At 38.6% G+C, this 14,841-nt stretch carries 15 protein-coding genes; 9 read left to right on the plus strand and 6 right to left on the minus strand.

Translation table 11 applies throughout. The features are described from left to right. Positions 1-275: 275 nt before the first annotated feature. Positions 276-968: an AIM24 family protein gene (locus tag JET18_RS05705; RefSeq protein ID WP_202089649.1), complete on the minus strand. Its 693-nt coding sequence runs from the start codon at positions 966-968 to the stop codon at positions 276-278. 182 nt (positions 969-1,150) lie between these two features. On the opposite strand from JET18_RS05705, the gene queA reads away from it, so the two are divergent. From queA to JET18_RS05730, 5 genes are all read left to right on the plus strand, one after another. Beyond that, complete coding sequence (gene queA / locus JET18_RS05710) at positions 1,151-2,200, plus strand: tRNA preQ1(34) S-adenosylmethionine ribosyltransferase-isomerase QueA (protein WP_202089650.1); 1,050 nt, start codon at positions 1,151-1,153, stop codon at positions 2,198-2,200. A gap of 73 nt (positions 2,201-2,273) precedes the next feature. Then, positions 2,274-3,308 (plus strand): 23S rRNA (adenine(2503)-C(2))-methyltransferase RlmN, encoded by a 1,035-nt coding sequence (gene rlmN, locus JET18_RS05715; protein WP_202089651.1) that lies wholly within the window; start codon positions 2,274-2,276, stop codon positions 3,306-3,308. A 75-nt stretch (positions 3,309-3,383) separates the two neighbouring features. Then, positions 3,384-4,304, plus strand: a complete 921-nt coding sequence (locus JET18_RS05720) for a sterol desaturase family protein (RefSeq protein ID WP_202089652.1) — start codon at positions 3,384-3,386, stop codon at positions 4,302-4,304. 382 nt (positions 4,305-4,686) lie between these two features. Next, positions 4,687-5,565, plus strand: coding sequence for a hypothetical protein (locus JET18_RS05725; protein WP_202089653.1), 879 nt, complete (start codon positions 4,687-4,689; stop codon positions 5,563-5,565). Positions 5,566-5,638: 73 nt separating this feature from the next. Next, positions 5,639-6,616 (plus strand): polyprenyl synthetase family protein, encoded by a 978-nt coding sequence (locus JET18_RS05730; RefSeq protein ID WP_202089654.1) that lies wholly within the window; start codon positions 5,639-5,641, stop codon positions 6,614-6,616. A 282-nt stretch (positions 6,617-6,898) separates the two neighbouring features. Here the strand turns inward: JET18_RS05730 and JET18_RS05735 are convergent, their stop codons facing one another. Next, positions 6,899-7,195, minus strand: a complete 297-nt coding sequence (locus JET18_RS05735; RefSeq protein ID WP_228728488.1) for a hypothetical protein — start codon at positions 7,193-7,195, stop codon at positions 6,899-6,901. A gap of 133 nt (positions 7,196-7,328) precedes the next feature. Here JET18_RS05735 and JET18_RS05740 point away from each other — a divergent pair, with 133 nt between their 5' ends. Together JET18_RS05740 and JET18_RS05745 are read left to right on the plus strand one after the other, a co-directional pair. Next, positions 7,329-9,761 (plus strand): alpha-ketoacid dehydrogenase subunit alpha/beta, encoded by a 2,433-nt coding sequence (locus JET18_RS05740; RefSeq protein WP_202089655.1) that lies wholly within the window; start codon positions 7,329-7,331, stop codon positions 9,759-9,761. Between the two features lie 157 nt (positions 9,762-9,918). After that, entirely contained in the window at positions 9,919-10,275 is a 357-nt protein-coding gene (locus tag JET18_RS05745; RefSeq protein ID WP_202089656.1) for a hypothetical protein, read from the plus strand. Between the two features lie 19 nt (positions 10,276-10,294). Here JET18_RS05745 and JET18_RS05750 read toward each other — a convergent pair whose 3' ends face one another. After that, complete coding sequence (locus JET18_RS05750) at positions 10,295-10,681, minus strand: winged helix-turn-helix transcriptional regulator (protein ID WP_202089657.1); 387 nt, start codon at positions 10,679-10,681, stop codon at positions 10,295-10,297. Between the two features lie 200 nt (positions 10,682-10,881). Between JET18_RS05750 and JET18_RS05755 the strand changes: the two genes are divergently transcribed. Continuing rightward, the gene (locus tag JET18_RS05755) at positions 10,882-11,943 is read left to right on the plus strand and encodes an NADH:flavin oxidoreductase (protein WP_202089658.1); all 1,062 of its coding nucleotides are present in this window, start codon (positions 10,882-10,884) and stop codon (positions 11,941-11,943) included. A gap of 442 nt (positions 11,944-12,385) precedes the next feature. Here JET18_RS05755 and JET18_RS05760 read toward each other — a convergent pair whose 3' ends face one another. The 3 genes from JET18_RS05760 to JET18_RS05770 form a co-directional block, all read right to left on the minus strand. Next, entirely contained in the window at positions 12,386-12,547 is a 162-nt protein-coding gene (locus JET18_RS05760; protein ID WP_202089659.1) for a bacteriocin-like protein, read from the minus strand. Between the two features lie 48 nt (positions 12,548-12,595). Continuing rightward, a complete protein-coding gene (locus tag JET18_RS05765) occupies positions 12,596-12,754 on the minus strand; it encodes a bacteriocin-like protein (protein WP_202089660.1) in 159 nt (52 codons plus the stop codon). 172 nt (positions 12,755-12,926) lie between these two features. Continuing rightward, positions 12,927-14,129, minus strand: a complete 1,203-nt coding sequence (locus JET18_RS05770; protein WP_202089661.1) for a C1 family peptidase — start codon at positions 14,127-14,129, stop codon at positions 12,927-12,929. A 187-nt stretch (positions 14,130-14,316) separates the two neighbouring features. Here JET18_RS05770 and JET18_RS05775 point away from each other — a divergent pair, with 187 nt between their 5' ends. Next, positions 14,317-14,835 carry an RNA polymerase sigma factor gene (locus JET18_RS05775; protein WP_202089662.1) on the plus strand — a complete coding sequence of 173 codons (519 nt, stop codon included), beginning with the start codon at positions 14,317-14,319 and terminating at the stop codon, positions 14,833-14,835. Positions 14,836-14,841 lie beyond the last annotated feature (6 nt).

Raw genomic sequence — 14,841 nt, forward strand, 5'->3', positions numbered from 1 at the left:
GAAAATTTTTTCCTTAAATATATTAAAAAGTTGCGAGGTGTGAAGGGTTGGGGAGTTTTAGAGTAGGAGCGTTTGAGTGTTTTAGGGTTTGAGAGTTTGAGAGTTTGAGAGTAGGAGAGTAATTGTGAGTGTAAGTGTATTCACCGACAATACTGTAAGCTGGGGCACCTGCTACCCGCCACCTTTTACCTGCTACCTATTACCCTTTACCTGCCCCTAAAAAAACAGCTGCCCCAAATAGAACAGCCGTTTCACAATCATCAATTTTTAATGCATTATTTTTCTGTGTAGTATACTTCTTCGTAAGGCTGGATCAGTACCCATCCGTTTCCAGAGAATTTCATCTGGAATTCTTCACCGCTTCCTCTTCCGATAAGACTTTTTAGAGAAACATTGGTTTTCAGATCAGGGCTAAGGTTCCCGGACCAGGCTACCGTAGCATTAGGATCCGTGAATACCGGGTTTTCAGGGGTTACCATTAAAGTCAGAGGCTCGCCGTGTGTGGTGATGGCAATATGTCCGGTTCCGGTAAGTTTTACCTGGAAAAGACCGCCGGCCATCATTCCTGCCACACTTTTAAGCATGGTGATGTCGCTTTTTACACTCTGTTCGTGGGCTAGGACATCGTTTCCGTTGACACATACAGATTCATTGTTCAGATAAAGGATACGTACTTTTTTTCCGGAATCAGCCACATAAAGTTTTCCACTTCCTTCCGCTTTCATCAGCTTTGTGCCTTCACCACTGATGGCTTTCTTCAGCAGATTACCGATTCCTCCGGCCAGCATGCCCTGTCTTTCGAAGTTGATGCTTCCTACATAGCCTACCATACTTCCTCTTTTGGTCCATACCGCCTGATTGTTTAGATTAATTTCCAATAAATGCGGCGTTTCAAGTTCAAAATAATCTCTCTGCTGTGGATTTTCTTTAGTTTCGTTCACAAAAGCTTCCAATGAATATTTGCTCATAAGTGTAAAAGTTTTAAAATATTTTCAAAAATAATCTTTTTTAACGTCATAAATTACCGTAAAATCACGGTTTTAAATTTGATTTTAAATAATACTTGACAAAGGGGTCTTCAATGTCGTATATTTGCACTCCGAAAATTACATAGGTAATTTGAATAATTTTTAAACCGTAATTTAAAAAAATGAAAACATCAGATTTTAATTTTGATCTTCCTGACGAATTATTGGCAGAACATCCTTCTGAGCACAGAGATGAAGCCAGACTAATGGTTCTTAACAGAAAAACAGAAACTATTGAGCATAAGCTGTTTAAAGATGTTGTGGATTATTTCGATGAGAAAGATCTGTTCATTTTCAATAATACTAAAGTTTTCCCTGCACGTCTTTATGGAAATAAGGAAAAAACGGGCGCTAAAATTGAAGTTTTCCTTTTAAGAGAGCTTGATAAAGAAACCAGAGTATGGGACGTTCTTGTAGATCCTGCAAGAAAAATCAGAATCGGTAACAAATTATTCTTCACTGAAGATGAATCTTTGGTTGCTGAAGTTATCGACAATACCACTTCAAGAGGAAGAACATTAAGATTCCTTTTCGACGGTTCTTACGAAGAATTCAGGACAAAACTGAAGGAACTGGGTGAAACTCCGCTTCCAAAATATATCAAAAGAGCAGTAGAGCCGGAAGATGCAGAAAGATACCAGACGATCTATGCTAAAATAGAAGGAGCAGTAGCTGCCCCTACAGCAGGTCTTCACTTCTCCAAGCACCTGATGAAGAAGCTTGAAATCAAAGGAATTGATTTTGCTGAAGTAACGCTTCACGTTGGTTTGGGAACTTTCAACCCGATTGAGGTGGAAGATCTTTCCAAGCACAAAATGGAGTCTGAAGAAATCATCATCGATGAGAAAAATGCTGCGATCATCAATAACGCGGTAGAAAGCCACAGAAGAGTTTGTGCAGTAGGTACCACTACCATGAGAGCACTGGAAACTTCTGTTTCTTCCAACAAAAAGATTTCTGCATTCAATGGCTGGACAAACAAATTCATTTATCCGCCTCACGATTTCGGAGTAGCGAACTCTATGATCACGAATTTCCACACGCCGAAATCAACATTACTGATGATGATTGCTGCGTTTGCCGGAAAAGAATTTATCATGCATGCTTATGAAGAAGCCGTAAAAGAAAAGTATAAATTCTATTCTTACGGTGACGCTATGCTAATCCTTTAATAAGAAAATAGGAATTAGGATTTAGGGCTTAGTTTGTTCCCTAAATCCTAAGCCCTAATACCTATACCCTATCATGAAAGATATCCGTACATTATCATTAGACCAGCTTAAAGACTACTTCGTCACTTTAGGGGAAAAACCTTTTCGTGCGAAGCAGGTTTACGATTGGTTATGGAGTAAAAACCTCCATTCCATTGATGAAATGACGAATCTTTCGAAAACGCTCCGTGAAAGGATTTCCGAAGAGTATACCATCAATCCGGTTTCTGTAGACCAGCTTCAGAAAAGTACAGACGGAACCATTAAAAACGGGGTGAAACTTCATGACGGGCTTTTGGTGGAATCTGTTCTTATTCCTACAGAAACAAGAACTACAGCCTGCGTTTCCTCACAGGTAGGATGTTCCCTGAACTGCGAATTCTGTGCAACGGCAAGACTGAAAAGAATGAGAAACCTTGAAGTCGCCGAGATTGTAGACCAGGTCGCCCTGATCGACAGCCAAAGTAAAATGTATTTCAACAGACCGCTTTCCAATATCGTTTTTATGGGCATGGGCGAGCCGATGATGAATTACAAAAATGTGGTGGAAGCCATCAGAAAAATTACCCAGCCGGAAGGTCTGGGCATGTCACCAAGAAGAATCACGGTTTCTACATCCGGAATTCCGAAGATGATCAAAATGCTTGCAGACGATGAACTACGGGTGAAATTAGCCCTTTCCCTTCACTCTGCCATTGAGTCCAAGCGTAATGAGATCATGCCTTTCTCAGATAAATTTCCTTTGACAGATATTATGGAGTCGCTTCAGTACTGGTACGAAAAAACAGGCTCTGTTATCACTTTTGAATACTGCGTATGGAAAGGCATCAATGATGGGGATGAAGATATCAAAGCTTTAATTAAATACTGCAGACAGGTTCCTTCCAAAGTGAATCTGATCCAGTACAATCCTATCGGGGACGGAAAATATGACCAGTGCAATAAGCAGGCGGAAGAAAACTATGTACGCCAGCTGGAAAATGCCGGAATCACCGTAATGATCAGAAAAAGCCGCGGCGGAGACATCGATGCTGCATGCGGACAGCTGGCCAACAAAACAACGGATTAAAATTTCCTTAAAAAAATCCAAAACTTTTCTTAAACTTTTTCTAAACGCCTACCTTTACATAAAGAACTGGTAATTATGGACTTCTTTATGAGCGAAGACGGTCTGGAAAATGTCTATGCATGGGCCATTCCGTTTCATGCTGCTGTTATTTTGGCAGAAATGATCTACAGCCATGTTTCTGAAGCTAAGCTGTACAACGGAAAGGATGTTGCCACAAGCATTTATCTTGCCTTGATGAACTTCGGTCTGGATCTGATCATGAAGGCTTTTGCCATGGGCGTCATGTTTTTCTTTTACAACCACAGGCTTTTCAGCTGGGATTTCACGGTCTGGTATTGGCTGATCTGCTTTGTGATTACAGATTTTGCCTATTATGTGCTGCATTATGTAGATCATCATTCCAGGGCATTCTGGGCGGTTCATATTACCCACCACAATTCAGAGTATTTTAATCTTACAACCGGTTTCAGAAGTCCGGTACTGCAGCCGCTTTACAGGTATCTGTATTTTTCTCCTCTGGCGTTTTTAGGCTTTAATCCCTGGCATATCATGGTAGTTTATGCCATAGGGCAGGTGTATGGAACATGGGTGCACACCCAAACCGTGAAAACCATGGGTATCCTGGAATACATTCTGGTGACTCCTTCACATCATAGGGTACATCATGCCTGCAATATCAAATATCTGGACCGGAATATGGGAATGTGCCTCATTATCTGGGATAAAATATTCGGGACCTTTGAAAAAGAAGACCCGGATGTGCCTGTAAAATACGGAATATATCCTAAAATGCCGGACAATGAGCCGGATACCGTTCTCTTTTATGAATGGAGGAAAATCTGGAAAGACATCAGGCAGCCAGGATTGAAAATCTCAGACCGGATCAATTATATATTCAATTCTCCTGGATGGAGGCATGACGGAACCGGAAAAACAGTAAGGCAATATCAACGGGATTATCTGAAGAAGCAGACTGAAAAACAGAACAAATTATGAATCCAGTGAAAGGATATATTCTGCCGGCTTTGACTATCTAAATGATTTGCAGGTTTTATGAATCAATTTATACATCAATAGGAGCGGGCTTTAGCCCGCTTACAATATGGATTACATTTATCTGGCTTTAGCCAAATTAATTTAAACACAAATGCCACAAATTTTTTCACAAATATCACGATCATCCGTGTAATCCGGGGAGGTGAAATTTTAACCATTAAGAAGGTTTAAGGTTTTAAGATTATTAAGGATCAGCTTGGCTTTAAGAACTTAAAAAAAAAATTAGATTTTCCCTTAACTATCCTTATCATCTTCATTAATCTTAATGTTTCAAAAAAAAATCTGTCTTTTCCAATTCCTGATAAACCCTTATTTTTACTGTATGAAAAAACTTCTTCTTTTCGCAGCCGTTATTATTTTTCAGTCTTCGTTTTCCCAGCAGACCGATTTTTTGAAAATAAGAAAATTCAGGGTAGGATATCTGGATGATAAGATCCAGGAAACGTCAGGGCTTAGTATTTTGAATGGAAAACTCTATACTTTCAATGACAGCGGGAATGCACCGGAACTTTTCGAGCTGGATGAAACTTCCGGAAATATTAAAAATACGTACACCATCAATGCTAAAAATAAAGACTGGGAAGCGCTGACGAATGACGGCAAAAATTTTTACATCGGAGATTTTGGGAACAACGGCGGAACCAGAAGAGATCTTGAGATTTATAAACTGCCTTTTCATAACAATGAACCCAAGAATGATTCTATTACCAAAATTTCCTTCTATTATCCGGAGCAGACAGAATTTATCCCTAAATACACAGATAATGATTTTGATGCAGAAGCGATGATTTATCTCAACGGAAAGATCCATCTGTTTACCAAAGAATGGAAATCCAAATCAACTTCTCATTATATTATTGATCCCACTATAACCGAAAAGCAGAGAGCTGAAAAAACGGAATCCTACAAAACCAATTTCGTGGTAACGGATGCTGCTTATTTTGATAAAAAGCTTTATCTGGTAGGCTATACAAAGAAAACAGAAGTCTTTTTAAATATTTTTACAGAAACAGAACCCGGCATTTTTTTTAAAGAAAAACCCAAGCATTATTATCTCGGCAGTTCTCTTGCAGTCGGGCAAATCGAAGGGGTTACCGTAAATGAGGCCGGAATCTTTATTTCAGGAGAAAAATTCAAATCGAGGCTGGGAACTGCAAAACCATCATTGTACTTTATTTCCGGAGAAGAACTCAAAGATTAATTTTGCATTAAAATTGCCTGAAAAAAATTATCTTTGTGAGAGTTATTAATTATTTATTTTTTATTCATAGATTTTGGCAAACATCGTAGAAGAAATCAAGCGACCGATCAACGAGGAAATGAAACTTTTCGAGCAGAAGTTTTATGAATCAATGCAGAGCAAAGTGCCTTTATTGGATAAAGTAACCCGTTTTATCGTTACTACCAAAGGAAAGCAGATGCGTCCCATGTTCGTATTCCTCTGTGCAAAACTGATTGGTGACGTCAACGAAAAAACGTACCGCGGGGCTTCCATGATCGAGCTGATTCACACGGCAACGCTGGTACATGATGATGTGGTGGATGAAAGTTTCAAACGCCGTAATTTCTTTTCCATCAATGCGTTGTGGAAGAATAAGATTGCAGTACTGGTAGGAGATTACCTGCTTTCGAAATCCGTACTTCTCTCCACAGATCATAAAGATTACGATCTTCTGGGGGTAATTTCCAGAACGATCCGTGAAATGTCCGAAGGTGAACTTTTACAGCTTGAAAAGGCCAGAAAACTGGATATTACGGAAGATGTTTACTATGAAATTATCCGTCAGAAAACAGCCACTTTAATTGCTGCCTGCTGTGAAATTGGTGTTCTCTCCAATAATGCCGATGAAGTTCTTGCCAAAAAGATGATGGATTTCGGAACTTACACCGGAATGGCGTTCCAGATCAAGGACGATCTTTTTGATTATTTAAGCTCCAATGTTATCGGAAAACCTGTCGGTATCGATATTAAGGAACAGAAAATGACCCTTCCGCTGATCCATACGCTTAAAACGGCCAGTGAAAAAGACAGAAAGTATTATTTCAATACCATAAAACGTTATAATAATGATCAGAAACGGGTAAAAGAACTGATCGAATTTGTGAAAAGCTCAGGTGGTATGAACTATGCCATAAAAACAATGGAAGATTTTCAGCAGAAAGCCAAAGATATTCTGAATGAGTTTCCGGATTCTGAGCCGAAAAAATCATTACATCTGTTACTGGATTATGTCATTGAACGAAAATTTTAGAATTTGAAATCATAAATAGAGAAATCGGGATGCTTACTGCGTTCCGATTTTTTATTTAACCAAGATTGAGATAAAGTATTTTGTTTTTTAATGATGTCAGTAGTTTAGACTAGGGAGTATGAAACCTATTGGGGTGAGTCTCGACTAACCATGTCAAGGTTAAAAACCTTGACATGGTTAACAGTCAGAAATCAAAATTGCAGGCATTTTGAATAATCAATATCTTCTTTCAATGTATTTTATTGATAGATTTCTGTTTATTGATCATTATACTGAAATGGATTAAATTATTTTAACGGTAACAATTATAACAGCTAGAACTATACAAAATAAAGCAGTTAAAAATAAATAATCCGCAATAGTCTCAAACTTCGTTTCCCGCTTTTCGTGTTTTGTCCTGATGGCAAGAAATGAAAAGAAGCAGCTGCACGCAAATAACAGACACGCTAAGCCTGCAAACTCATCCAGATGTGTATTGCTGCTGATTTTAGTGATTTTAAGGGAGGTGATGATAATCAGGGAAAAACCTAAAAGATTACTCGATGCATTCAGGATATGGGGTGATTTTTTTTCCATCATTTACAATTTTTTACAAGATAAAACACTATTTTTTTATTATCAAATTTTTAAAAAAAATTATTGAAAATTAAAATTAATTTAAAAATTGTATATTAGCGCCATACTTGAAGAATAAAAACTTTTATATCTAGCTATGCAGACAACCTATATTGAAACACAGCAAATTTCTTTCCAGGATTTTAAAAATCAGATACTTGAAGACTACAGGTTAGGAAAGATATCGCGCGAGATGTCTTATCTTGGAAGGAGAGAAGTACTTACAGGAAAAGCTAAATTCGGAATTTTTGGGGATGGTAAGGAGCTTCCTCAGCTGGCCATGGCGAAAGTTTTCAGAAATGGAGACTTCCGTTCGGGATATTACAGGGATCAAACTTTTGCATTGGCAGTAGATGCGTTATCGGTTGAAAGCTTCTTTGCCCAGCTGTATGCAGATACAAGTGTGGAAAGAGAGCCTGCATCAGCGGGAAGACAGATGAACGGACACTTTGCTACAAGAAGTTTAAATGAAGACGGAAGCTGGAAAGATCTTACGGCACAGAAAAATATTTCTTCGGACATTTCTCCTACAGCAGGACAGATGCCAAGATTATTAGGACTGGCTCAGGCTTCCAAAGTGTATAAAAGTGTAAAATTCGAAGGTTCTGAAAAGTTCTCAAAAGACGGTAACGAAATTGCATTCGGAACCATTGGGGATGCGTCTACAGCGGAAGGACATTTCTGGGAAACTCTGAATGCTGCGTGTGCACTTCAGGTTCCTATGATTGTTTCTATCTGGGATGACGGTTATGGAATTTCAGTTCCTACAAAAAATCAGAGAGCCAAAGCTGACATTGCCGAAATGTTAAGCGGTTTCCAGAGAAAAGAAGGGGAGAATCAGGGTTGCGAGATTATTCAGGTAAAAGCATGGGATTATCCTTCTTTATTGGATGCTTATGCAAGAGCTGAACATTTTGCAAGAACAGAAAGTATTCCGGTGGTGGTTCACGTTATTGAAGTAACGCAGCCTCAGGGGCATTCTACATCCGGATCTCACGAGAGATATAAAAATGAAGAGCGCCTTTCATGGGAAGCAGATTTTGACGGAATGGTGAAATTCAAGGAATGGATCCTGAATTATTCCATCGAAATCGAAGGAAAAGAAGAGGTTATTGCTTCCGCTGAAGAACTGGATGCGATAGATGAAGAGGCTAAAAAGATCGTGAAAGCAGGTCAGAAAAACGCCTGGGAAAGTTACCAGAAAACCATTACGGACCTGGTTCAGTCTGTGCTTCCTTTAGTGGAAAACCTTAAAGGTCAGAATGCAGAGATTGAGACTTATATTGCTCAGTTTAACAAATTGGTTTCCAAAGCTAAAAAAGATATTTTCCACCTTACGAGAAAGGCTTTACTGGCGACAAGAGGAACAAATTCTGCGGAAAGAACCCAATTGATGCAGAAGTACAATGAAATTTTTGAAGTAGAAAAAGACAACTATTCTTCGCACTTATATTCACAGTCTCAGTGGAAAGCTGAAAATGTGAAGGAAGTTCAGCCGGTATTCTCAGACAGTTCTGAGGAAGTGGACGGAAGAGTTGTGGTAAGAAATAATTTCGACAAAATTTTTGAAAAATATCCTGAAACTTTAGTGTTTGGTGAAGATGCCGGAAATATCGGTGATGTAAACCAGGGACTGGAAGGAATGCAGGAAAAATATGGTGAAGTAAGAGTAGCAGATACCGGAATCCGTGAAGCGACTATTCTTGGTCAGGGAATCGGGATGGCGATGAGAGGTTTAAGACCTATCGCTGAAATTCAGTACCTGGATTATATTCTTTACTGTTTACAGGGAATGAGCGATGATCTTGCGACGGTTCAGTACAGAACAAAAGGAGGTCAGAAAGCTCCGGTAATCATCAGAACAAGAGGTCACAGACTGGAAGGGGTGTGGCATTCAGGTTCTCCAATGGCGGGAATTCTGAACCTTTCAAAAGGTATCCTGGTATTGGTTCCGAGAAACTTAACGAAAGCTGCAGGGTTCTATAATACGATGCTTCAGAGCGACGACCCGGCGGTGATTGTTGAATGCCTGAACGGATACAGATTAAAAGAAAAGCAGCCTGATAACTTAGGTGAATTCACAGTTCCTGTAGGTAAAATTGAAGTGACGAAAGAAGGAAAAGATGTTACCCTGGTAACTTACGGTTCCACATGGAGAATTGTAATGGATGCTGCAGAACAGCTTGAAAAACTGGGGATCTCTTCAGAAGTTATTGACGTTCAGTCTTTAATTCCTTTCGATTTGACGAGTGAAATTGCTGAAAGCGTGAAGAAAACCAACAGACTGGTTGTCATTGACGAAGATGTGGAAGGCGGAACTTCAGCGTTTATCCTTCAGCAGATCCTGGAAAAACAAAAAGCATTCAGATTCCTGGATTCAGATCCGTTAACCATTGCGGCGAATGATCACAGACCTGCTTATGCAAGTGACGGAGATTACTTCAGCAAGCCATCTTCTGATGATATGGTAGAAAGAATCTACGCCATGTTCAATGAAACAAACCCTCAGAAATATCCTGCGATATTTTAATTGGGATTTCAGATAAAATTAAGCCGCTTTCTTTTTGGAAGCGGTTTTTTTATAATCAGATGATATTATTGAATTATAATTAACTTGTATTGCTGAAATATTTATAGATTTAAAAGTCTTGTGATTTTTATTGGATGTAAATGTAAATTATTTAAAAATGAAGGTTACTGTAAAACTTGCTTTTTTATACCTGTTTTTTATCTTTGTAATAGGTTGTAAGAATGATAAAACTGAAAGAAAAACCGTTTTATTAGCCGATAGAGAGGCTCCATTAGGTTGGATTTATTTAAAAATGTATGATAATGAAACCTTTGAATTTATATCTAGGGGAGTTAGAGTAGATGAGGATATTTATTCAGGAACTTATAGCTTTAAGAATGATACTCTTTATTTTAAATATAAGAATTCAATTCCTAAAGCAGGATCTAAGGCAATCATAGAAAAAGGTTTTATTAATTATTTAGATGGAGCTTATCCGGAAAGCATTCAAATAAAATCAAATAATCTTAAATGAAGAAACAAGTTAAAAACAATTAAGCTTTAACTGCTATTTTAGTTCCTTTATCCAATACAACGCAATCCTTTTCTTTATCTAAATCTTTCACATGATATTTCGTTTCCCATTCTTCCAGAAGGTATAAAATCGGCAGCAGCGCCAGCCCTTTTTCCGTAAGCGAGTATTCCACTCTTGGTGGCAGTTCTTTAAATTCCTCACGAATAATAAGTCCGTCACTTTCCATTTCTCTTAGCTGATCGGTCAGAACCTTTCTGGAAATCACATGAATGCGTACGGCAAGCTCACCAAAGCGAAGCTTACGGTCTTTGATCACTAAAACGATAATGGGTTTCCATTTACTTCCCAAAGCAGACATCGCCTTGCCTAAAGGACAGCTGTACTGCATCATTTCATTCTTTTTCATAGACAGATTTTTTATTATTCGGGACGAAATCCTTAGCAGAACCGGGTTTACAGAAAACCCGTATTCATCATGGCTTCATCCGTTACTTTTACGTTACTAATGTAAGTTACTGCGAAGTTACCACTTTTTTCTGACAAAAGATACAAATACGAACTATTATTAGTTACTTTGTGTAACAATTATAAAATACCAATTTAAAAATGAGTACAGAATCATTATTTAAACCGTTCACTTATAAAAATCTTGAGCTTAAAAATAGAATCGTAATGGCTCCTATGACCAGAGCACAATCTGATAACGGAGTTCCTACCCAAAACATTGCAGAATATTACGCAAGAAGAGCTGCTGCAGAAGTAGGATTGATCCTTTCCGAAGGAACCGTAATCAACAGAACCTCTTCAAAAAATATGCAGAATATCCCGGATTTTTATGGCAACGAAGCATTGGCAGGATGGAAAAACGTAATCGAAGCTGTACACCAGAATGGCGGCAAAATGGGACCTCAGATCTGGCATGTAGGAGACACCAGAATGTCTGAAGATTATCCGCTGGCGCATATGGAGAAAGCTTCAACAATGACTTTGGAAGATATTCAGGATACCATTGCACAGTTCGTAGCTTCCGCAAAATCAGCAAAAGATTTAGGATTTGATGTGGTTGAAGTTCACGGAGCACACGGTTACCTTATTGACCAGTTTTTCTGGGAAGTAACCAATACCAGAACCGATGAATACGGAGGAAAAACAATCAAAGAAAGAAGCCGTTTCGCGACTGATGTTATTAAAGCCATCAGAGCGGCAGTAGGAGAGGATTTCACCATTATTCTGCGCCTTTCACAATGGAAGCAGCAGGATTACAGCAGCAGGCTGGCTTCAACCCCGGCAGAAATGGAAGAATGGTTATTGCCTTTAAAAGAAGCTGGTGTGGATATTTTCCATTGTTCACAACGTCGTTTCTGGGAGCCGGAATTTGAAGGTTCTGATCTGAATTTTGCAGGCTGGGCAAAGAAAATCACCGGACAACCAACCATCACGGTAGGTTCTGTAGGTTTGAAAGGAGATTTCATGAGTGCTTTTGCCGGACAGGGAACAGAAAAAGCGGATCTGACAGATCTGATCAGAAGGCTTGATAACGAAGAATTTGATCTTGTAGCTGTAGGACGTGCCCTTTTACAGGATCCTCAGTGGGTTAAAAAAATAAAAACCGGAAATACGGAAGAGCTTTTGGACTTTTCAGCGGAAAGTATGGCGAAACTGTATTAAAGTGAATAGATAAAAGTGAATAGTGAATAGTGAATAGTGAATTCGCTTTGCTGTCAATTTTTTGGTGGTGGAATTAATTGGATTGACGATTCACTTGCGGGGCAAAATTGACGATTGACATTTTAAAGTGAATAGTGAAAAGTGAATTCGCTTCGCTGTCAATTTTTTGGTGGTGGATTACTCGGATTGACGATTCACTTGCGGAGCAAAATTGACCATTGACATTTTAAAATCAATGGTGAAAAGTGAATTCGCTTCGCTGTCAATTTTTTGGTGGTGGAATTACTCGGATTGACGATTCACTTGCGAAGCAAAATTGACGATTGACAATTGACCATTCACCATATCCATTATATTTTTCTTTATTTTTATATATAAATTTTCACCTATTTATTTAAAGAAACCCGCTTTCAGAACTTCTGAAAGCGGGTTTTGATTTTTCTTAGTCAGGGCATTCCTCACTAACAGGAGTGCATCTCCAACGGGAAGGGAAACCGTTTTTAGGCGGGATAAAGCATGCCGTTGTTCCTTCCGGACACTCAGGAGCATTACCTCCATTGATTTTTTTTAAATCTACTTTCGTTAGCTTTTTTAGATTTTTCATACTTTTTAATTTGTTGATGATTAGGTGAATTATTTTAAAATAAAAATCTTAATTAGGACATCCTACACCAGGCTCACAAGTCCAGTGACTTGGAATACCGTTCTGCGGACGGTGATAGCATGCTGTTGTTCCTTCCGGGCATTCAGGAGCAGCTCCGCCATTAATTTTCTTTAAATCTACTTTCGCTAATTTTTTTAAATTTTTCATAGGTAATAATTTGTTGATGATTAAAAATATAATATTTTCACCAGATAGAGAAATGTTTTTAGATGAAAATCCGGTACAAATAAAATAACCGCGCCCCGGATAATCGGAGCGCGGTTTTAACAGATTTAAATATCTAAAATTACCGCGATGAACGGTAACAGTGATTGATGAATTATAAACCGATATTTTTAGTAGGCTTCAACTGCTTAAGAATGCTTTTCGGAACAGCGTTCTTGTGAACCAGGATAGCCGTTGATTTATATTCTACGTAAGGTTTCGTTACATAAAGATAACCTTCGAAATCATTGGTTACACCCCAAGAGTTTTTTACCATATAATATTCCTTACCGGTTTGGTCTTTGGCCAGTCCTACGATGTGCATCCCGTGATCATCAGTTGTAGAAAGATTGTTAAGTCCTTTCTGACGCATATCTTCAGTGATGGTCTTGTCTTTTTTAGGCTCAGTAAATAAAGTCTGCTTATTTTCGGCGGTGATCTGGTTCAGATCCATATCCGGAACATAAGCCACTCCGTTTTTGTATGAGAAATAAGGCTCGGAAACGTCCGTTGCCCATCCTATAGAATATCCTTTGTTTACGGCATTATCAATAATTGCAGTTAAATCCTTCATAGGAACATTCCAGTCAGAATCATGGCTCCAGTTATCAGGAATCGGAACTACAAACTTCTGATAGTACGGATAATCTTTATAAGAAGAAATCTCAATATAATCTTCAGGATTGATGCCTACCACTTCTTTAGCGAATGTTTTAGGCGTATAGTTTTTTCCTTCATACGTAAAATTGGAAGGAACCTTTCCAAGATATTCATCAAGAATAGCATCTACAGACTCCATCCAGTTGTCGGTAAGTTTTCCTTTTGAACCGGCTGCAACCAGGCTGTCTAAAACAGGTTTTAGTTTCCCCTGCATTTCCTTGAAATTATTAAGGGTTTGTCCATCCTTTAGCCCTGTATACACATCCTGAGGCACTGCACCGTATTTTTTGTACATATTCACCACATCATGAAGCTCACCTCCGTCTCCCCAGCTGATCGCTCCGCTGTTCAGGACATATAATTTCGCTTTATCATGGTAAGAATTTCTTGCCGTAAAAATTTCAGCAAGATCTACAGGCTTTTTGCCCATTCTCTGCATTTCAGATTCAAGGAAAGAATTCCCCGAATAGCTCCAGCACGTCCCGGATGAACCCTGGTTCTTTACCGAAGTAGCTCCCACGTCTTTTAACGTTGTGAACTGAAAATTAGCATTTTGAGATTGATTGTTTTTTAATTTGTTGATCAAGTCATCTTGGGCAAACATCATACTTCCTGCAGACAAAACAAAAAGTAATGAGGCAATTTTGGTATTTTTCATTACTATAAAAAGATTATTTATATGAATAGTCGTTCATAGTAGAGATTTGTTACAAAGGGAAAAGTTAAATTTGGAAGTGAAAAAAGGTGAAAAGGCAGAAATGCAAAATCACGATTTCGCTAAAAAAACAAAACCATTTCCAACCCCTCCCGAAGTTTATGCATCTATAAGAATATAAAGCCTGACTATGGAAAGAGAATTACTAATAGAATGCCAGCGTAGCAGCCGCAGTGCACAGCGGAAAGTCTACGAGAAAATGGCCGGCAAGCTGTACGCAGTATGCCGACGCTATCTGAAAAATGATGAAGATATTGAAGAAGTATTGGCCGATACTTTCTACAAAATATTCACGAAAATCAACCAGCTTCAAGATCTGAACACTTTTGGAGGATGGGCCAGAAAAATTGCAGTCAATGAATGCCTTCAGAAATTAAGGGCCGCCAAAGCGCAGTTTGTTTCCATGGATGACAATTTTATTGAGACATCGAAGGACCTGTCAGAAAGTATTTCATTTGAAAAAGACATCCTGAATCTGCTGAATTTCCTTCCCGAAGGCTGCAGAGCCATATTCAATCTTTTTGCGATTGAAGGCTATCCGCACAAAGAAATTGCATCCATGCTTTCCATCAGTGAAGGCACCTCAAAATCGCAGCTCAATTTTGCACGGAAAAAACTACAGGAACTTTTGGTCAATCAAAACATTTAAACTTTA

It is taken from the genome of Chryseobacterium endalhagicum (assembly GCF_016745235.1).
GTDB lineage: Bacteria > Bacteroidota > Bacteroidia > Flavobacteriales > Weeksellaceae > Chryseobacterium > Chryseobacterium endalhagicum.

Coding starts and splice junctions, on each gene's coding strand:
- JET18_RS05755 (WP_202089658.1), top strand. CDS start 10,882: ATGAGTACAGAATCATTATTTAAACCGTTCACTTATAAAAATCTTGAG.
- JET18_RS05770 (WP_202089661.1), bottom strand. CDS start 14,129: ATGAAAAATACCAAAATTGCCTCATTACTTTTTGTTTTGTCTGCAGGA.
- JET18_RS05725 (WP_202089653.1), top strand. CDS start 4,687: ATGAAAAAACTTCTTCTTTTCGCAGCCGTTATTATTTTTCAGTCTTCG.
- queA (WP_202089650.1), top strand. CDS start 1,151: ATGAAAACATCAGATTTTAATTTTGATCTTCCTGACGAATTATTGGCA.
- JET18_RS05735 (WP_228728488.1), bottom strand. CDS start 7,195: ATGATGGAAAAAAAATCACCCCATATCCTGAATGCATCGAGTAATCTT.
- JET18_RS05775 (WP_202089662.1), top strand. CDS start 14,317: ATGGAAAGAGAATTACTAATAGAATGCCAGCGTAGCAGCCGCAGTGCA.
- JET18_RS05705 (WP_202089649.1), bottom strand. CDS start 968: ATGAGCAAATATTCATTGGAAGCTTTTGTGAACGAAACTAAAGAAAAT.
- JET18_RS05740 (WP_202089655.1), top strand. CDS start 7,329: ATGCAGACAACCTATATTGAAACACAGCAAATTTCTTTCCAGGATTTT.
- JET18_RS05745 (WP_202089656.1), top strand. CDS start 9,919: ATGAAGGTTACTGTAAAACTTGCTTTTTTATACCTGTTTTTTATCTTT.
- JET18_RS05765 (WP_202089660.1), bottom strand. CDS start 12,754: ATGAAAAATTTAAAAAAATTAGCGAAAGTAGATTTAAAGAAAATTAAT.
- JET18_RS05760 (WP_202089659.1), bottom strand. CDS start 12,547: ATGAAAAATCTAAAAAAGCTAACGAAAGTAGATTTAAAAAAAATCAAT.
- JET18_RS05750 (WP_202089657.1), bottom strand. CDS start 10,681: ATGAAAAAGAATGAAATGATGCAGTACAGCTGTCCTTTAGGCAAGGCG.
- JET18_RS05720 (WP_202089652.1), top strand. CDS start 3,384: ATGGACTTCTTTATGAGCGAAGACGGTCTGGAAAATGTCTATGCATGG.
- rlmN (WP_202089651.1), top strand. CDS start 2,274: ATGAAAGATATCCGTACATTATCATTAGACCAGCTTAAAGACTACTTC.